We start from the raw sequence: 18,087 nt of genomic DNA, 5'->3' as shown, positions 1-18,087 counted from the left end.
ACGCCGGGCAGCCGTCCGTTCTTCCCTGAACCACTCCTGAGAGTGAATCATCGAAATTAGACGACATTGTTTCTTATTGGGAAATATAAGCTAATGATTTTAAATGATTTTTATGAATTTAGCTTGCTTGGGAGATGAATCGGGCACGCGATATGCAAAGCGCGGTTGCCGCCGGGCGGCCCGCCCGGGCGAAAAAAACCGCGCCGGGCATTCGCCACGGCGCGGCTGCGGGTGCGCGCTCCCCGGTGCGGCCGGAGCGTCAGGACCGTCAGCACCGTCAGGACGGCTTGCGGATCACCATCAGGCGCAGTTCGGTCATGTCCTCGATCGCGTAGCGCACGCCCTCGCGGCCCAGGCCCGAATCCTTGACACCGCCATACGGCATGTTGTCGACCCGGAACGACGGGATGTCGTTGATCACCACGCCGCCCACGTCGAGCTCGTCCCAGGCGCGATGCGCGTGCGACAGCGAATCGGTGAACACGCCGGCCTGCAGGCCGAAATCGCTGTCGTTGACGCGCGCCAGTGCCTCGTCGAAATGCTCGAACGGTTCGAGCAGCGCCACCGGGCCGAACGCTTCCTTGCGATACAGGTCCTGATCGCGGCCGACCTGTTCGAGCAGCGTGGCCTCGAACATCGCGCCGTCCACCTTGCCGCCCGCGATGATCTTCGCGCCGGCCTTGACCGCCGCGTCCATCCAGCCGGCCAGCCGGCGCGATTCCGATTCGGAGATCATCGGCCCGACGAAGGTGTCGGGCTGCTTCGGGTCGCCCATCTTCAGCGCGCGCGTTTTCGCCACGAGCTTCTCGCGCAGCGCGTCGTAAAGGCTCGCGTGCACCAGGATGCGCTGCACGCCGATGCAGCTTTGCCCCGACTGGTAGAACGCGCCGAAGATCAACCGATCCACCACGTAGTCGAGCCGCTCGCCCTGGTCGGCATCGACGATCGCCGCCGCGTTGCCGCCCAGCTCCAGCACCACCTTCTTCTTGCCCGCCTTCTTCTTCAGATCCCAGCCCACCGCCGGCGAACCGGTAAACGACAGCAGCTTGAAGCGTTCGTCGGTGGTGAACAGGTCCGCGCCGTCGCGATGCGCGGGCAGGATCGAGAATGCGCCCTTCGGCAGATCGGTTTCGGCCAGCACCTCGCCGATGATCAGCGCGCCGATCGGCGTGCGGCTGGCCGGCTTCAGCACGAACGGGCAGCCGGCCGCGATGGCCGGCGCGACCTTGTGGGCCGCCAGGTTGAGCGGGAAGTTGAACGGCGAGATGAACGAGCACGGCCCGATCGGCACGCGCTTCGAATAGCCGGAATAGCCTTGCGCGCGCTTCGCGATCTCAAGCTCGATGATCTCGCCGCCGATCCGCACCGATTCCTCGGCCGCGACGCGGAACGTGTCGATCAGGCGCGTGACCTCGCCCTTCGAATCGTTGATCGGCTTGCCGGCCTCGATGCAGAGCGCATCGGCCAGCTCGTCGAAGCGCTCGCGAAAGCGCGCGACGCAGTGATCGAGCACGGCCTGGCGGCGAAACGCGGGCCACGCCGCGAACGGCTTGTGCGCCTCGACGGCGGCCGCGATGGCCGCGTCGATCGTTTTCGCGTCGGCCAGCGCGACGCGCGTGGCGACCTTGCCGCTGTATTTGTCGGTGACTTCGAGATCCGTGTTGGCATGCACGGCCTCGTTCGCGAGGTAATACGGATAGGATTCCTTCAGCATGGCGACGCCTCCGGTGGGTTCTGACGGGGTTCGGTACAAGGGATGCGGCGCGCCGCAGCGCGCCGTGGGATCACAGTTGCGCGGACAGGCGCGGGATCTCGCGATTCAGAATGCGCTCGTTGTCCGAATAGTCGATCGGCACGTCGACCAGATGCACGCCCGGCGTGGCGAAGCAGTGTTCGAGCAGCGGCGCGAGCGCCTCGGCCGATTCGGCGCGATGGCCCTGCGCGCCATAGCTTTTCGCGTAGGCGACGAAATCGGGGTTGTCGAGCGTCATCGCGTAGTCGGGGAAGTTCATGTTCTCCTGCTTCCAGCGGATCATCCCGAATGCGTCGTCGCGCAGCACCAGCACCACCAGGTCGAGCTTCATGCGCACGGCCGTTTCCAGCTCCTGCGAATTCATCATGAAGCCGCCGTCGCCGCAGATCGCCACCACCTTGCGCTCCGGGTGCACGATCTTGGTGGCGATCGCCGACGGCAGGCCCGCGCCCATCGAGGCCAGCGCGTTGTCGAGCAGCATCGAGTTCGGCTCGTGCGCGCGCCAGTAGCGCGCGAACCAGATCTTGTACATGCCGTTGTCGAGGCAGGCGATGCCGTCGTGGGGCAGCGTGCGGTACAGGTCGTTGACCACCCGCACCGGGTGCAGCGGAAAGCGCGGGTCGTCCTCGCCCTTCTTCAGGTGCGCGTCGAAGCGCTCCTTGATCAGCATGAAGCGCGAGAAATCCCAGTGCGGCTGCTGCGCCAGCGCCTGCTTCATCTGCCACACCGCGTTGGCGATGTCGCCCACCACTTCGATCTGCGGGAAATACACGGGATCGACCTGCGCGCCGAGGAAGTTCACGTGGATCACGGTTTTATCGCCGCTGCGCATGAAGAACGGCGGCTTCTCGATCACGTCGTGGCCGACGTTGATGATGCAGTCGGCATGATCGATCGCGCGGTGCACGAAATCGCCGTCGGACAGCGTGGCGTTGCCGAGCCAGAGCGGGTGCGTCTCGTCGATCACGCCCTTGCCCATCTGGGTGGTGAAGAACGGGATGCCGGTGGCATCCACGAATTCGCGCAGCATCCGCGCGCTGGTCTTGCGATTGCCGCCCGCGCCGATCATCAGCAGCGGATGACGCGCCTGGTGAATCGCCTGCACGGCGCGCGCCACCGCCTTTTCCTCGGCCACCGGACGGCGGCTGTAGCTGGCCGGGATCGGCTTGCCGTCGCCTTCCTCGTGCGCGATGTCCTCCGGCAGTTCGAGGTGGGTGGCGCCGGGGCGCTCGTCCTCGGCGCGCCGGAACGCCTCGCGCACCGCCGACGGGATGTGGCCGATCGAGACGATCTGGCGGGTCAGCTTGGTCAGCGGCTGCATCATGTCGACCACGTCGACGATCTGGAAATGGCCCTGCTTGCTGCTCTTGATCGGCTTCTGGCCGGTGATCATCAGCATCGGCATGCCGCCGAGCTGTGCGTAGGCGGCGGCCGTCACGAGGTTGGTCGCGCCGGGGCCGAGCGTGGACAGGCACACGCCGGCCTTGCCGGTCAGCCGGCCATAGGTGGCGGCCATGAACCCGGCGGCCTGCTCGTGACGCGTGAGCACCAGCTTGATTCGCGAATGGCGGATCGACTCGAGCAAATCGAGGTTTTCTTCGCCGGGGATGCCGAACACATATTCGACGCCTTCCGCTTCCAGCGCCTTGACGAATAAATCGGATGCTTTCATGGGGACTCTCGGTGGATGCCGCGTGGCCGGCTTCCGGCGCGTGCGGCGTGGCAAACGCCCGCGACGGCCTACGGCGCGAACGGCTCAAACCCTTCAGATGACCAATGCAAAAGCATGCCGCCGAGCCTGCGAAGGCGGGCATGGCGGCCAGCGATGGAAACGATTGTAGGAGATCGAACGCGACGCTGCAGTGAACGCGGCTGACGCTATGGAAGGGATTTCGTCAGGATGACGGCGCCGCGGCGCGATGCGCGGCCCGGCATCACCACTTGCAGGGGCCGCCGCCGTCCGGAAACGCGGAGAGATCGTCGGCGAACGCAAACGTGCGGCGCGGCGAGAATTTCGTGTAGGTCATCGAGTTGACGATCGCGCCCTGGCTGTCCATGACGTACTCGCCCGTCACCTTGCCGTCGACGATCTCCACCCAGGTGCTCACCACGTCGTCGGGCCGGCCCGGCGCCATTTCAGTGGCCTGCTCCGATTTCAGCACGATCGGGATCACCTGTTTCGCGCCCTTGTAGCGCACGTAACCGCCGGACCAGTTGGAATCCGAATCGGAGAAGATTCGGAATTCGAAGCGAATCGGCGACGCGCCGTCGCCGCTCGTGAAGCAGCGCAGGTCCTGGTCGATCCTGGCGTGCGCGGTGCCGGCGCAGAAGGCGGCCAGCAGGCCGGCAATGAAGGCGGTTCGTTTCATGGTGGTCGTGGTTGGGGGTACCCGCAGGCGGCCGTGAAGAGCACGCCGCATACCTGCCGGCGCCGCGCCACGCCCGCATGTGTTTCATTCGATCGCGTAGCGCGCCGCCACTTCCTGCTGGTCGAGTTCGCGTTCGAGCAGGTGCAGCAGCTCGTCGTGAATCTCACCGGCTCGATGCATGCGCAACATTTCGGCGCGGCCGGCCGACACGGCCGCCAGCACCACGTCGTAGTGCGCGTGGATGTCCTGCACCGGGAACGCCGGCTCGTGCTCGAAGCGCTCGGCCATCGACACGCGGTACGCATATTGTTCGAGCAGGCGCGGGTGGATCACCTGGCCGTCGGCGTCGTGCGCGAGCGGCTCGACCGCCTTCAGTTGCGCGCGGCTCACGCGCGCCCAGGCCTGCGGCTCGGTCAGATGCCGCGCGTCCGGCGTATGGCCGTCGTGCGGCGCGACCAGCCGGATCAGCGGCCCGATCGTGGTGCCCTGCAGCAGCACCGTCACGAGGATCACGGCGAACGCCGCCACCAGGATCATGTCGCGGCCGGGCATCGCCTCGGGCAGCGACAGCGCGATCGCCAGCGTGACCACGCCGCGCATGCCGGCCCAGCTCATCACGGTGGCCGCGCGCCAGTCGGCGTGCAGGCTGCCGCGGCCGAGCCAGCGGCGCGGCAGCTTGAGAAATTCCACCGCGAAGATCCAGATGAAGCGCGAGCCGATCACGGCCGCCAGCACGGCCAGCATCATCGGCATCATCGTCGAGAACACCTGTTCGAAGCCGCCGAGGCGCACCATCACGCCGCGCAGCGACAGGCCGATCAGCACGAACACCAGCGCCTCCAGCAGGAACACCATCACCTGCCAGAACGCGGTGGCGCGCACCCGCACGGTGGCCGTGAACACTTCGTGCTGGTGCCAGCCGAGCATCATGCCCATCGTGACGGTGGCGATCACGCCCGACACCTCCAGCGTTTCACCGGCGATATAGCTGACCCAGCCGCCGAGCACCACCGAGGTCACGATCAGGTAATCGTCGGACAACAGCTTGATGAAGCGCGTCAGCGCCCAGCCGATGATGAAGCCCACCGCCACGCCGCCCAGGCCGAGTTCCGCGAAGCGCACCGCGGCGCTCTCGAAGCTGAACGCGCCGGTCAGCGCGGCGGCCACCGCGAAGCGGAACAGCACGAGGCCGGCCGCGTCGTTGAGCAGGCTTTCGCCTTCGAGCAGCACCATCAGCCGGCGCGGCAGCGCCACGCGTTCGAGCACGGCCTTGGCCGCCACCGCGTCGGGCGGCGAAACGATCGCGCCGAGCGTGAAGCAGGCCGCCCACGGCAGCGACGGCACCGCCCAGTGCACCGCCAGCCCCACCGCCAGCGTGGTGAACACCACCGCGCCGATCGCCAGCATCATGATCCCGCCGAGGTTGCGCTTGAACTCCTCCCACACCGAGAAGTAGGCGCCATCCACCAGCAGCGGCGGCAGGAACACGATCAGCACCAGGTCGGGATCGAGGTTGATCGGCGGCAGGCCCGGCACGAACGCGATGCCGGCGCCGCCCACCAGCAGCGCGGCGGCAGGCGGCAGCTTCAGCCGCTTGGCGGCCAGCTCCAGCACGACGATCGCGGCGAAGGACAGCAGGATCAGCTTGAAAACCGATACGGGAGACATGAAATCGCCTTCTCGTTGGAGGAAATAACGGGTGATGAACGGGCTCGCGCACCGGGTTCGAACGGTCGCGCGATTAGACCACGAGCGTTTGCGCGGCGTCGAGCCTGCGGCCCGGCCGCGGCGGAATTGCTGTGCAGTGCCAAGGATAGGCGACGGCGCGAATCGATGCGCTTAGTGGCGAGCGGCCTGCCGAATCAACCCGACAAGGCCGCTCGGCGGGATGGTTCGGTTCAGCCGCTGGCCGAGGCTGCCGGGGCGTCGCCCGACGCGGCAGTTCAGTGCGGCAGCGTCCACGCGCCGGCCCAGCGCGCGAGGCAGGTCACGAGGTAAAGCGCCAGCCCGATCATGCCGCCCACCACGGTGCCGTTGATGCGGATGCTTTGCAGATCCTTGCCGATGTTCAGTTCGACCTGACGCGACATCTCCCCGCTGTCCCAGTTCTTGACCGTGTCGCTGATATGACGCGTCAGGAACGCCGCGAACTCGGGCGCCATCTCGGCGGCGGCCTTCTCGACGTGCTCGTTCATCGAGTCGCGCAGCGCCGGGCTTTCGGCCAGTTGCTCGCCGAGCCAGCCGCCGAGCGAGGCCGCCTGGCGGTGCAGCAGCGAATCCTCGTGCGCCAGATCGGCCTTGAGCCAGTCGCGCAATTGCGTCCAGAGGTCGACCACGTAGCCGTTGAAGGCTTCGCCGTCGCGCAGGTAGCGTTTCAGTTCCTCGCCCTTCTCGATGAAGACGGGATCGTGCTTGAGGCGCTCGACGAGTCGCTCGGCGGTGTCGTCGAAGCTGCGGCGCAGTCGGTGGTCGGGATCCTCGCCGATCTGCACGAGCAGCCGCGTGACCGCGTTGGCGATCAGCTCCGCGCCGTGCTCGCTGATCCAGACGGTCGGCATCACGCGCTCCATCTTCGGGTATTCGCCCTTGAGCCAGTCGACGATGTAGGAGGCGATCGCGGCACGGTGGTCCGGCTCGCGCAGCAGCGCGACGAACTGCGCGATGCCGTCGTCGAGCAGTTGCTGGTGGCGGCCGTCGCGTGTCAGCGTGTCGAGGATCGCGCCCGTGGCACGCGACAGGTCCACCTTGTCGAACACGGCGCGCAGCGCGTCCTTGATGAAGCGCTGGATGCGCGCGTCGTCGGTCATGTCGAGCGCGAAGCCGATCAGCCTGACCGCGTAGCCGCCCAGCACGGCCGTATTGGCCGGCACCACCAGCCATTGCGCGAGCCGCGCGGCCGGATCGTGACGCCGGATCAGCGCGATGATCGAGGCCGGATCGAGAAAGCGCTCGTGCACGAACAGCGCGAGATTGTCGGCGATGCGGGCCTGGTTGCGCGGCACGATTTCGGTGTGGCGCGAGACGATCGGGATCGGCACGCGCCGAAACAGCGCCGCCACCGCGAACCAGTCGGCCAGCGCGCCGACCATCGCGGCCTCGGCCACGGCCTTCACGCCGTCGATCCAGATGCCGCCGGGAAAGAACAGCGTGACGACGAACACGGTCGTCACGCCGATCAGCAGCGCCAGCGCGCGCCGCTTGCTGGCCTTCAGTTCGGCTGCCTTGTCGCGCATCGGATCGGTATGCCTCGTCGGGTCGGGTGCCTCCGGAGCGGGGCACGGGATGGAGGATGGCCGGGCGGACCGCTCGGCGCGGCGGATTCTGGTGTTGCGGTGTTGCCGTGTTGCCGTGTTGCCGTGTTGCCGTGTTGCCGTGTTGCCGTGTTGCCGTGTTGCCGTGCTGCCGTGCTGCCGTGCTGCCGTGCTGCCGCCGTGCTGCCGTGCTGCCGGCCATGGTGCAGCAGCGCGGCGGCGTGGTGGCCATGGCGAGCCGCACGATGGTACACCGGCTCGATGACACGGGCGCCTCATACTCCCGCAGCGCCAACGGCCCGGAGCGCCCCCAACCCGGCCGATCCCGCCGCGGCCGCTCGTGCCCGCGCAAGCCGGTTGCCGCATCGGAGGCGCCCCCGTAGAATCGTTGCGCACACGATGCCCGGCACGTCACCCGCCGGCTCGCCCGTCGTTCCCCCCGATTACGAAGGAGTCCGCAGCGTGCCGGCCTTATCCGTCCGATACCAGCCCGGCGTTCCGCGCCCGGCGCGTGCCGCGCTCCCGCTGCTCCGCTTCGCCCTGGCCGGCCTCGCCGCGCTCTGGCTGGCCGGCTGTGCCACTCACCCGCCCGCCACCTCGCTGCCGCGCAACGTCACGCACGCGCTGCCGCAAACCACGCCCACGCCGCTCGGCGCAGCACTTGCCGCGCCCGAACTCGCGCACCCGGGCGAATCCGGCTTCCGCCTGTTGCCGGTGGGCACCGACGCGCTGCAGATGCGCATCGCGCTCGCGCGCGCCGCCACCAAGACGCTCGACATGCAGTACTACATCGCCACCGAGGACACCACCGGCAAGCTGCTGCTGGCGGCCGCCCTGTCGGCGGCGGATCGCGGCGTGCGCGTGCGGATGCTGGTGGACGACCTGAACTTCAAGGACATCGATCAGGTGATGGCCTCGCTGAACGCGCACCCGAACATCGAGATTCGCGTGTTCAACCCGTTCGGCGCGGCGCAGCGCGGTGTGTTCGCGCGCACCGCCGACCTCGTCACCAAGATCGATCGCTTCACGCGCCGCATGCACAACAAGGCGATGATCGCGGACAACCAGCTCGCGATCGTCGGCGGACGCAACCTCGGCGACGAGTATTTCAGCGCCAGCCCCACGCTGCAGTTCCGCGACATCGACGTGCTCGCGGCCGGCCCCGTGACGGCCGACATCTCGTCGAGCTTCGACGCCTATTGGGCCAGCGTCAGCGCTTACCCGCTGCGCGTGCTCAACCATCAGCGCTTCGATCCGCAGGATCTCGACCGCACGCGCGACGCGCTGCGCCAGCACTGGCGTGACAACGCCGGGCAATACGACGCCAAGCCGCTGAACGCGACGCCGCTGGCCGCGCAGATCGCCGGCGATCAATTGGGACTGGTGTGGGCCAAGGCGGAATTCGCGGCCGATGCGCCCGAGAAGATCTCGATGGCGCGCGGCACCTACCAAAGCCCGCCGATGCAGCGGCTCGCCGAACTGAGCAAGGAAGCGCAGCGCGAATTCCTGGTGTTCTCGCCGTATTTCGTGCCGCACGATGCGGGCGTCGCGGCGCTCGGCGCGCTGACCGCACGCGGCGTGCGCGTCGCGATCCTCACCAATTCGCTGGCGGCCACCGACGCCGTGGCGGTGCAGGCCGGCTATGCACCGTACCGTGTGCCGTTGCTCGAACGCGGCGTGGAACTCTACGAATTCCGGCCGCAGCAGCCGCCCACCGCGCGCGTGCGGATGTTCGGCTCGCGCTCGCGCGCCAGCCTTCACGCGAAGGCCTACGTGATCGACCGGCGCACGCTGGTGATCGGCTCGCTCAATCTCGACCCGCGCTCGGCCTACCTCAACACCGAACTCGCGCTCGTGATCCGCAGCCCGCAACTGGCCGGCGAGGTGGCGACGCTGTTCGACCACGTCACGCAGCCGACCGAAAGCTATCGCGTGACGCTCGCCGACCCGTCGCCGTCGGCAGCCGGCTGGCATTCGCCGCTGGTCTGGACCGACGAGGAGAACGGCCAGACGCGCACTTACGGCGTGGACCCGGGCGCGGGCCTGCTGCGCAACGTGCTGACCGGGGTGTTCCGGATGCTGCCCGTGGACGGGCAGCTATAACGGCGGGGGCTTGCGGCGCGGCTTACTTCAGCGCCGCGCGAATGCGCTCGGCCATCGTCTCGAGTTCCTTCGGATCGGCCACGTCGCGCGAGTGCGCGCCAAGCGGCTGGGTCGCCCAGCGCGGAATCAGGTGGAAGTGCAGATGCGGCACGGTCTGGCCGGCCGCCGAGCCGTTGAACTGGCCGACGAACAGGCCATCCGGCTGCAGCGCGTCGCGAATCGCCAGCGCCACGCGCTTGGTCATGCGGATGGTTTCGGCCGCGGCCTCGTCCGACAGATCGTAGAGCATCTCGGCCGGCTCCTTCGGCAGCACCAGCGTGTGGCCCGGCGATTGCGGCATGATGTCCATGAACGCAATCGTCGTGTCCGTCTCGCACACCTTGGTGCAAGGCAGTTCGCCGCGCAGGATCTTCGCGAAAATGTTGGTGTCGTCGTAAGCCATGGTGTCGGTCGTCGTCAGGGGTAAACGGAACGACGATTCTCGACGCTCGCGTGCGAACGCGCAAGCCGCAGGCGCGACGTTCGGGCGGACAGGCGGCTCGCACGGGCCGCGAATCCGGTTGGCCGATCCGGCCCGCATGCTCCGCCAGCGCCCGCAGCCGGCCCGATCGGGCCGCCATCGAGCCCGCTTATTCGGCCGCATCCCTCATCAGGCCGCCGGTTCCGCCGGGAACGTCATCGTCACCATGAAGCCGCCATCCGCCGCGTTCGAGGCGACGAACGTGCCGCGCTGCTGGCGCACCAGCCGCTTGACGATCGCGAGGCCCAGCCCGCAATGCGCATCGCCGCCGCGCGCCGCGTCGAGCCGCACGAACGGCCGCAGCGCGCGCTCGAGTTCCGCCTCGGGAATACCCGGCCCGTGGTCGTACACCGTCAGGCGATAGCCCTGCGGCACCGCCTGCGTGACGATCGCCACCGGCGGCTCGCCGTAGGTCATCGCGTTCTCGATCAGGTTCGACAGAATCCGGTCGAGCATCACGAGCGGCAGCCGGAAGCCCTCGCCCGCGCGCAGATCGACGCTGACGAGCGTGTCGTCGAGTTCACCGCCGTAGTGTTGCCAGCAGTGCGCGTCCACGCCCGCCACCGGCGACGGCTCGCCGCCCTCCCCCGCGAAATCGAGAAACTGCGTGACGATTCGCGACAACGCCTCGGCGTCGCGCAGGAAGCCCCTGCGCGTGGCCGCGTCGGGCAGCAGATCGGCGCGCACCTGCATGCGCGTGATCGGCGCGCGCAGATCGTGCGCGAGCCCGGCCAGCATCACGGCGCGTTCCTGCTCGCCCTGCGCCAGCTCGCTGACCATCTCGTTGAAGTTCGCAATCACGTCCTTGACTTCGCGCGGCCCGCCGACCGGCACCGCGGTCGGCCGGTTGCCGAGCCGGAAATCGCGCGCGGCCTGCGCGAGCCGCCGCAGCGGCCGCTGGATTCGCCACGCGCCGAAGATCGCGAGCACCACCCCCACCACCATCGTCAACGACGACGCGCCGATAAAGCGCTTCACCGACGGCATGGTGGACGGCAGCGTGATCCAGTATTTCGCGCCGGCGTAGCGCGCCCACAGCGTGCGCGTGTGGCTGTCGGCCACCACGTGCGTGCCGGGCGGCATCACCGAGCGCAGATGCTGCTCGAACGGACCAAACGTATCGGTGCAGGGCTTCGGGCAGCCGAACGACACCGCGTCGTTCGCCTCGACGAACGAGGTGCCGAGCATCGCACTGACGGCCAGCCCCAGCGCGCTGCCGCTCGCCTGCGCCTGGGTGGACAGCGCGATCACGCGGCGGGTCTGCTCGACCTCGAGCCGCAGCCGTTCGCGATCGAGCAGCACCAGGCCGATCGCATGCACGACCAGCACGAGACCGATCGACATCAGCGCCAGGCGCGCGAACAGCGTGTCAAAGCGGAGCTTCATCACCCTCGCCGGGCACGAACATGTAGCCGACGCCGCGCATGGTCTGCACGTAGCGTGGTTGGGCAGGATCGTCTTCCAGCAGCCGGCGCAGGCGCCAGACCGGCACGTCGATGCCGCGCTCGGTCAGGTTCGAATACGGCCCGTGCAGCATGTCGAGCAGTCGCGTGCGCGACAGCGTCTCCATCGGATGCGCGGCGAACACCTCGAGCAGCGCGTATTCGCCGCCCGTCAGCTTGAGCGCCTCGGTGTCGCGGTACAGCGTGCGCGTCGCGAAATCGAGCCGGAACGGCCCGAAACGCAGTGCCTCGCGCCGGTCGGACGCGGACCGCACCCCGACGCTGGCCGGCATCTGGCGGCGCAGCACCGCGTGGATGCGCGCCAGCAGCTCCTGCGGCATGAACGGCTTGCCGAGGTAATCGTCGGCGCCGAGTTCGAGGCCGATCACGCGATCGACCCCGTCGGCGCGCGCCGTGAGCATGATCACCGGGATCGGGTCGCCGTTTGCGCGCAATTGCTTGAGCACCGTCAGGCCGTCCACGCCGGGCAGCATCAGGTCGAGCACGATGACCGACGGCCGCTCGCGTTCGAGGCGCCGCTCCAGCGTGGTGGCGTCGTGAAGCACGGAAATTTCGAGGCCGCGTTGCTGGAAAAAAGTCCGGAGGAGATCGCGCAGCGCGGCATCGTCATCGATCAGCAGGACCTGAATGGGCGTGTCGGACATGGTCTGGCGAATCGGTACGGTAAGGGAGGAAAACGAGGGACAGGTCGGGCGGGCATGACCCGGCAACGATCCGACGACTATAAGCGAAGCCGGCACGGCGTGGCTTGCACGATCTTGATTTGCCTTACCGATTCTTACTTGTCGGCCGGCGCCTGCGAGAACCCGGCGAAGCGCACTCTCAAAATGAGCAGGCAAAGAAAAAGCCGCCTTGCGGCGGCTTTTTCGGTACTTCGTCGAGCCGGGCCTGCCGGAGCAGGCCGAAGCATCAACGCGACATCATGTTCACGGCGACGTTGTGCATGATCCACACCGAGCCGACGATCAGGATGATCACCGTCAGCACCGTGTAGGCAAATGCCGTCACGTTCCAGCGCTGGCTGGACGACGCATTCATGTGCAGGAAGAAAATCAGGTGCACGACGATCTGCACGGCGGCCAGAGCGGCCAGCGTCAGGATCATCGTTTCGTTCGACGAGAACCAGCCGCCGAGCACCACGCCGAACGATGCGCCCGTCAGGATCACCGACAGCACGAAACCGACCAGGTAGCTGCTTACGGTGCCGTGCGATGCGTCATCGTGGCTGTCATGGGTATGCGAATGGGCCATTTAGATCACACTCACCAGGTAGACAAAGGTAAACACGCAGATCCAGACGATGTCCAAGAAGTGCCAGAACAGCGACAGGCACGTCAGGCGACGGATGTCTTGCTCCGACAGCGTCGGGTTACGCGCGATCTGGCAAATCAACACAACCATCCAGATCAGGCCCATCGTCACGTGCAGACCGTGGGTGGCCACCAGCGTGAAGAACGACGACAGGAAGCCGCTGCGATCCGGGCCTGCGCCTTCGGCGATCAGGTGCGCGAACTCGTTGATTTCCATGTACAGGAACGACGCGCCCAGCAGGAACGTCACGATCAACCAGCCGAACACGGCAGCGCGATTCTGGCGGTGCGCGCCGATCATCGCGAAGCCGTACGTGATCGAGCTCAGCAGCAGCGCTGCCGTTTCGTACATCACGCCCTTGATTTCGAACAGATCCTTCGCCGTCGGGCCGCCTGCGAACTCGTGCTGCATCACTGCGAACACGGCGAACAGCGTGCCGAACAGAATACAGTCGGTCATCAGGTACAGCCAGAAACCGAACACCGAATGCGACGGCGGATGGTGATGCTCTGCCGCGTGATGGTGATCGGCAGTCAGGGTGCTTTGTGCCATCAGTTGGCCTCCAGTTCCACTTGTGCCGGACGCGGCGACTTCGTCAGTGCGCCGGTACGCTGCGATTCGATCTTCCGGACCGTTTCGGCCGGAATGTAGTAGCCCTCGTTCTTCTGCGAGCTATAGATGATCGCAGTCGCGACGATGCCGACGAAGCCGACGATGGCCATCCACCAGATGTGCCACACGCCTGCAAAACCGAGCACCAGGGCAAACATGCCGACGAAGAAGCCTGCGCTCGTGTTCGAGGGCATGTGGATATCTTCGTATTGCTGGCCTTCGTCCAGGCCGAAGCCCATGCCGCGTTCCTTGCGATACGACACTTCGTCCAGTTCGTGGATCGTCGGGATGATCGCGAAGTTGTACGACGCCGGCGGCGATGCCGTCGACCATTCGAGCGTATGACCACCCCACGGGTCGCCCGTGACGTCACGGTTGCCCGGCAGGTTGCGATCGCGGATCGACACGTACAGTTGCAGCAGTTGGTGGACGATGCCGATCAGCACCAGCACGGCGCCAACCCAGGCAATCTGCATCCACGGGTGCCATGCGGCATTGTCGTAGTGGTTCAGACGACGCGTGGCGCCCATGAAGCCGAGCACGTACAGCGGCGTGAAGGCAACGATGAAGCCGATCTGCCAGAACCAGAATGCACGCTTGCCGAGCTTCTCGTTCAGCTTGAAGCCGAACACCTTCGGGAACCAGTAGTTGAAACCGGCCAGATAACCGAACAGCACGCCACCGATGATCACGTTATGGAAGTGAGCGATCAGGAACAGGCTGTTGTGCAGCACGAAGTCCGCACCCGGGATCGCCATCATCACGCCGGTCATGCCGCCGACCGTGAACGTGACCATGAAGCCGAGGGTCCAGAGGATCGGTGCCGTGAATTCAAGACGGCCACGATAGATCGTGAACAGCCAGTTGAAGATCTTCACGCCGGTCGGAATCGCGATGATCATCGTCGCAATGCCGAAGAACGCGTTGACGTCGGCGCCCGAACCCATCGTGAAGAAGTGGTGCAGCCACACGAGGAACGACAGGACCATGATCGCGCAGGTTGCGTAGACCATCGTCTTGTAGCCGAACAGCGGCTTCTTCGCGTACGTTGCCACGACTTCCGAGAACACGCCGAACGCCGGCAGGATCAGGATGTACACCTCGGGGTGACCCCAGGCCCAGATCAGGTTCAGGTACATCATGACGTTGCCGCCACCGTCATTCGTGAAGAAGTGCATCCCCAGATAACGGTCGAAGCCGAGCAGCGCGAGCGTGACGGTCAGGATCGGGAACGCCGCCATGATCAGCACGTTCGTGCACAGGGCCGTCCAGGTGAACACCGGCATCTTCATCAGCGTCATGCCGGGCGCGCGCATCTTGATGATGGTCACGAAGAAGTTCACGCCGGTCAGCAACGTACCCACACCGGAAATCTGCAGCGCCCACAGGTAGTAGTCGACCCCGACCCCCGGGCTGTATTGCAGCTCCGACAGCGGCGGGTAAGCCAACCAGCCCGTTTTCGCGAATTCACCGACGAACAGCGAGATCATCAGCAGGATCGCGCCGACGGCCGTCATCCAGAACGACAGCGAGTTCAGCATCGGGAACGCCACGTCGCGCGCGCCGATCTGCAGCGGCACCACGATGTTCATCAGGCCCACCATGAACGTCATCGCCATGAAGAAAATCATGATGACGCCGTGCGCGGTGAAAATCTGGTCGTAATGGTGCGGCGGAAGGAAACCCGGCGCGTTGTACGCCATCGCGAGCTGGGTACGCATCATGATTGCGTCGGCGAAGCCGCGCAGCAGCATGACCAGCGCAACGACGATGTACATCACGCCCAGGCGCTTGTGGTCGACGCTCGTCAGCCACTCGGACCAGAGATATTTCCACTTACCGAAATAAGTGACGAGGCCCAGCACGAGTGCCCCGAAGATACCGACGCCGAGCGCCGTGATCACGAGGATTGGCTCGTGATACGGAATCGCGTCGAGTGTAAGTTTTCCGAACATGCTTACCCCTTCGTCGTACTACACGCCGCGTCATTGAACTGCATGACGTGACCGTTGTTGTACTTGCCAACGATGTTATTGAACAGGCGCGGATCGATGGTCGAGAAGAACCGGACCGGATCCTTTTCGCTCGGCTTCGCGACCGTCGCGTACTCGGTCATGTCGAGGCTTTGCTGCGAGGCACGGACCTTCTGGACCCATGCATCGAAGTCACCCTGCGATTGAGCGAGCGTGCGGAACTTCATGTCGGAGAAACCCTGGCCGCTGTAATTGGCGGACAAGCCGGCGTAGTCACCCGCTTCGTCGGCGATCAGGTGCAGACGGGTCTGCATGCCGGCCATCGCGTAGATCTGCGTGCCAAGCTGCGGGATGAAGAACGAGTTCATCACCGAATCCGACGTGATGCGGAAATTGACCGGCGTCCCGACCGGGATCGCAAGCTGGTTCACCGTTGCAATACCCAGATCCGGGTAAATGAACAGCCATTTCCAGTCGAGCGCGACGACTTCGACGTTGATCGGCTTCACATTCGACTCGAGCGGCTTGTACGGATCCAGCTCGTGCGAAGTATTCCAGGTGAGGATGCCGAGATACAGAATGATCAGCGTCGGAATCGTCCAGATCACGACTTCGATCGCGGTCGAGTGCGACCATTTCGGCGCGTAGGTTGCGCTGCGGTTCGACGCGCGATACCGCCACGCAAAGAACAGCGTGAGCAGGATCACCGGGATCACGACGATGAGCATCACCCAGGTCGAGGTCCAGATCAGTGCCTTCTCGGCGACGCCGACGCTACCCTTCGGGTCGAGAACGTCCATGTTGCAACCGGATAGACAGACAAGCAATCCGGCGCCCAATAAAAGCAATAAGCTTCTAAATGCCTTTCTATTCATCACATTTGCCTGATTTATGCGTGGTCGATTGAAACGAACCGGCTAGCCCCGATTCGTGCAAGCGCACGCATCATAAGTCCAACGAAGTGGGAAAAAGCGGTGAATCTTAGCAAATCATCGTTACTAAAACCCACCGTGCGACACGTTGCCACATTTGGCAACCTGTCGACCACCGCCCGAAAACCCGGAGCGGTGGCTCGCCACGCCCGCCCGGCAAGGGCTGGCGTGGCATCGGCGCTCAGGCCGGCGTGCGCGGAGTACGCGCATCCGACTGTGCACTGACGTTGGCCGCCGACGGTGCGGCGTTTGCGCCATCGTCCGCCGGTTTGGTGCGTTCGAGCTGCGCGACGATATTCGCCGCCGCCGGATCGATCACATCGGTAAAGGGCTTAGGGTAAATCCCGATCGCGAGGACGATCGCCGCCAACACCGTGAATACCACCGACTCGCGGCGGCTCAGGTCGATCAGCTTGCCGACGCGATCGTGCTTGATCGCGCCGAAGATCACCCGCTTGAGCATCCAGAGCGTGTAGGCGGCACCGAGAATCAGCGTCAGCGCGGCAATCGCGCCGATCCAGAAATTCACGCGCACGGCGCCCATGATCACCAGGAATTCACCGACGAAGCCCGAGGTGCCCGGCAAACCGACGTTCGCCATCGCGAACAGCACGGCGAACAGCGCCAGGCGCGGCATGGTGTTCGCCACGCCGCTGTAGTCGGCGATGGCGCGCGTGCGGGTGCGATCGTAGAGCGCGCCCACGCAGAGGAACATCGCGCCGGCCACGAAGCCGTACGAGATCATCTGGACGATCGCGCCCGTGATGCTCATCTGGTTGAACAGGAACACGCCGAGCGTGACGAGACCCATGTGCGCGACCGACGAGTAGGCCAGCATCTTGGCCATGTCCTTCTGGGCCAGCGCCAGCAGGCTCGCGTAGATCACCGCGATCAGCGACAGGCCGATCATGACCGGCGCCAGATAGTGGGCCGCGTCGGGCGTGATCGGCAGCGCGAAGCGCAGGAAGCCGTAGCCGCCGATCTTGATCATGCCGAGCGACACCGCGGCGCCCGTCGGGCCGTCGGTATAGACATCCTGCAGCCAGGTGTGCACCGGCCACATCGGCACCTTCACCGCGAACGCCGCGAAGAAGCCGAGGAACACCAGCAACTGCGGCGCGAAGCCGAGGTGGGTTTTCTGCCAGACGGCCATGTCGAACGTGTGGGTCACGCCGAACAGGTAGAGCATCGCCGCCAGCATCAACAGCGAGCCGGCGAACGAAATGAAGAAGAACTTGATGGCCGCGTAGGCGCGGTTCGCGTGGCCCCAGGTGCCGATCAGCACGAACAACGGGATCAGCGTCGCTTCGAAGAACACGAAGAACAGCATGCCGTCGAGCGAGGTGAACACGCCGATCATCAGCCCCGACAGGATCAGGAACGAGCCGTGATACTGCGCGACGCGGGTCGTGATCGATTCCCACGATGCGATCACGATCACCAGCGTCGTGAAGGCCGACAACACCACCAGCCAGAGCGACAGCCCGTCGACGCCGAGGCGCCATGCCGAACCGAATGCGGCAAGCCAGGGCTTGTATTCGGTGAACTGAGCCGCGGTATTGTGGGCGTCGAAACCGGCCACCAGCGGCACGGTAAGGAGCAGGCCCACGATCGCGCCGATCAGGGCGAGCCACCGTGCACGATGCGGATAACGATCCGATCCGATGCGCAGGACGGCCACGCCGAACACGATCGGGGTCCAGATCGCGAGGCTCAGGAATGGTACAGATTGCATGGCGGCAACACCCTATGAAAACCCGGTCAGAGAGTCGGTCGACTGAGACGAAAGAAACGTAAGTT

At 65.6% G+C, this 18,087-nt stretch carries 14 protein-coding genes; 1 reads left to right on the top strand and 13 read right to left on the bottom strand.

The window, feature by feature from the left end; genetic code table 11:
• Nucleotides 1–277 precede the first annotated feature (277 nt).
• The 5 genes from AB4851_RS09045 to AB4851_RS09025 form a co-directional block, all read right to left on the bottom strand.
• The gene (locus AB4851_RS09045) at nucleotides 278–1,714 is read right to left on the bottom strand and encodes an aldehyde dehydrogenase family protein (RefSeq protein ID WP_414439921.1); all 1,437 of its coding nucleotides are present in this window, start codon (nucleotides 1,712–1,714) and stop codon (nucleotides 278–280) included.
• Nucleotides 1,715–1,784: 70 nt separating this feature from the next.
• Complete coding sequence (locus tag AB4851_RS09040) at nucleotides 1,785–3,425, bottom strand: acetolactate synthase large subunit (protein WP_414446904.1); 1,641 nt, start codon at nucleotides 3,423–3,425, stop codon at nucleotides 1,785–1,787.
• 262 nt (nucleotides 3,426–3,687) lie between these two features.
• Entirely contained in the window at nucleotides 3,688–4,122 is a 435-nt protein-coding gene (locus tag AB4851_RS09035; protein ID WP_414446903.1) for a hypothetical protein, read from the bottom strand.
• Nucleotides 4,123–4,206: 84 nt separating this feature from the next.
• Nucleotides 4,207–5,790, bottom strand: coding sequence for a Na+/H+ antiporter (locus tag AB4851_RS09030; protein ID WP_414446902.1), 1,584 nt, complete (start codon nucleotides 5,788–5,790; stop codon nucleotides 4,207–4,209).
• A gap of 275 nt (nucleotides 5,791–6,065) precedes the next feature.
• Nucleotides 6,066–7,355: a DUF445 domain-containing protein gene (locus AB4851_RS09025; protein WP_414446901.1), complete on the bottom strand. Its 1,290-nt coding sequence runs from the start codon at nucleotides 7,353–7,355 to the stop codon at nucleotides 6,066–6,068.
• Nucleotides 7,356–7,772: 417 nt separating this feature from the next.
• On the opposite strand from AB4851_RS09025, the gene AB4851_RS09020 reads away from it, so the two are divergent.
• Complete coding sequence (locus AB4851_RS09020; RefSeq protein WP_414446900.1) at nucleotides 7,773–9,476, top strand: phospholipase D family protein; 1,704 nt, start codon at nucleotides 7,773–7,775, stop codon at nucleotides 9,474–9,476.
• 22 nt (nucleotides 9,477–9,498) lie between these two features.
• On the opposite strand, the gene AB4851_RS09015 is transcribed toward AB4851_RS09020, so the two are convergent.
• The 8 genes from AB4851_RS09015 to AB4851_RS08980 form a co-directional block, all read right to left on the bottom strand.
• On the bottom strand, nucleotides 9,499–9,918 hold the full coding sequence (locus AB4851_RS09015) for an HIT family protein (RefSeq protein ID WP_414446899.1): 420 nt from the start codon (nucleotides 9,916–9,918) through the stop codon (nucleotides 9,499–9,501).
• Nucleotides 9,919–10,125: 207 nt separating this feature from the next.
• Complete coding sequence (locus AB4851_RS09010; protein ID WP_414446898.1) at nucleotides 10,126–11,382, bottom strand: ATP-binding protein; 1,257 nt, start codon at nucleotides 11,380–11,382, stop codon at nucleotides 10,126–10,128.
• On the bottom strand, nucleotides 11,366–12,103 hold the full coding sequence (locus AB4851_RS09005) for a response regulator (protein ID WP_414446897.1): 738 nt from the start codon (nucleotides 12,101–12,103) through the stop codon (nucleotides 11,366–11,368). Before AB4851_RS09005 ends, AB4851_RS09010 begins: the two co-directional genes overlap by 17 nt.
• Before the next feature lie 265 nt (nucleotides 12,104–12,368).
• Nucleotides 12,369–12,710: a cytochrome o ubiquinol oxidase subunit IV gene (gene cyoD / locus AB4851_RS09000; RefSeq protein ID WP_414439929.1), complete on the bottom strand. Its 342-nt coding sequence runs from the start codon at nucleotides 12,708–12,710 to the stop codon at nucleotides 12,369–12,371.
• Complete coding sequence (cyoC, locus tag AB4851_RS08995; RefSeq protein ID WP_414439930.1) at nucleotides 12,711–13,322, bottom strand: cytochrome o ubiquinol oxidase subunit III; 612 nt, start codon at nucleotides 13,320–13,322, stop codon at nucleotides 12,711–12,713.
• Nucleotides 13,322–15,337, bottom strand: coding sequence for a cytochrome o ubiquinol oxidase subunit I (gene cyoB / locus AB4851_RS08990; RefSeq protein ID WP_414446896.1), 2,016 nt, complete (start codon nucleotides 15,335–15,337; stop codon nucleotides 13,322–13,324). Before cyoB ends, cyoC begins: the two co-directional genes overlap by 1 nt.
• Before the next feature lie 2 nt (nucleotides 15,338–15,339).
• Nucleotides 15,340–16,230 (bottom strand): ubiquinol oxidase subunit II, encoded by an 891-nt coding sequence (cyoA, locus tag AB4851_RS08985; RefSeq protein WP_414446895.1) that lies wholly within the window; start codon nucleotides 16,228–16,230, stop codon nucleotides 15,340–15,342.
• A gap of 238 nt (nucleotides 16,231–16,468) precedes the next feature.
• Complete coding sequence (locus AB4851_RS08980) at nucleotides 16,469–18,022, bottom strand: complex I subunit 4 family protein (RefSeq protein WP_414439933.1); 1,554 nt, start codon at nucleotides 18,020–18,022, stop codon at nucleotides 16,469–16,471.
• Nucleotides 18,023–18,087: the final 65 nt, after the last annotated feature.

The sequence above is a fragment of the Burkholderia sp. 22PA0099 genome (genome assembly GCF_047497165.1).
Taxonomy (GTDB): Bacteria; Pseudomonadota; Gammaproteobacteria; order Burkholderiales; family Burkholderiaceae; genus Burkholderia.
The sequence above is the reverse complement of the archived record's forward strand: the minus strand, read 5'-3'. Positions and strand labels throughout refer to the sequence as shown.

Coding starts and splice junctions, on each gene's coding strand:
- AB4851_RS09045 (WP_414439921.1), bottom strand. CDS start 1,714: ATGCTGAAGGAATCCTATCCGTATTACCTCGCGAACGAGGCCGTGCAT.
- AB4851_RS09040 (WP_414446904.1), bottom strand. CDS start 3,425: ATGAAAGCATCCGATTTATTCGTCAAGGCGCTGGAAGCGGAAGGCGTC.
- AB4851_RS09035 (WP_414446903.1), bottom strand. CDS start 4,122: ATGAAACGAACCGCCTTCATTGCCGGCCTGCTGGCCGCCTTCTGCGCC.
- AB4851_RS09030 (WP_414446902.1), bottom strand. CDS start 5,790: ATGTCTCCCGTATCGGTTTTCAAGCTGATCCTGCTGTCCTTCGCCGCG.
- AB4851_RS09025 (WP_414446901.1), bottom strand. CDS start 7,355: ATGCGCGACAAGGCAGCCGAACTGAAGGCCAGCAAGCGGCGCGCGCTG.
- AB4851_RS09020 (WP_414446900.1), top strand. CDS start 7,773: ATGCCCGGCACGTCACCCGCCGGCTCGCCCGTCGTTCCCCCCGATTAC.
- AB4851_RS09015 (WP_414446899.1), bottom strand. CDS start 9,918: ATGGCTTACGACGACACCAACATTTTCGCGAAGATCCTGCGCGGCGAA.
- AB4851_RS09010 (WP_414446898.1), bottom strand. CDS start 11,382: ATGAAGCTCCGCTTTGACACGCTGTTCGCGCGCCTGGCGCTGATGTCG.
- AB4851_RS09005 (WP_414446897.1), bottom strand. CDS start 12,103: ATGTCCGACACGCCCATTCAGGTCCTGCTGATCGATGACGATGCCGCG.
- cyoD (WP_414439929.1), bottom strand. CDS start 12,710: ATGGCCCATTCGCATACCCATGACAGCCACGATGACGCATCGCACGGC.
- cyoC (WP_414439930.1), bottom strand. CDS start 13,322: ATGGCACAAAGCACCCTGACTGCCGATCACCATCACGCGGCAGAGCAT.
- cyoB (WP_414446896.1), bottom strand. CDS start 15,337: ATGTTCGGAAAACTTACACTCGACGCGATTCCGTATCACGAGCCAATC.
- cyoA (WP_414446895.1), bottom strand. CDS start 16,230: ATGAATAGAAAGGCATTTAGAAGCTTATTGCTTTTATTGGGCGCCGGA.
- AB4851_RS08980 (WP_414439933.1), bottom strand. CDS start 18,022: ATGCAATCTGTACCATTCCTGAGCCTCGCGATCTGGACCCCGATCGTG.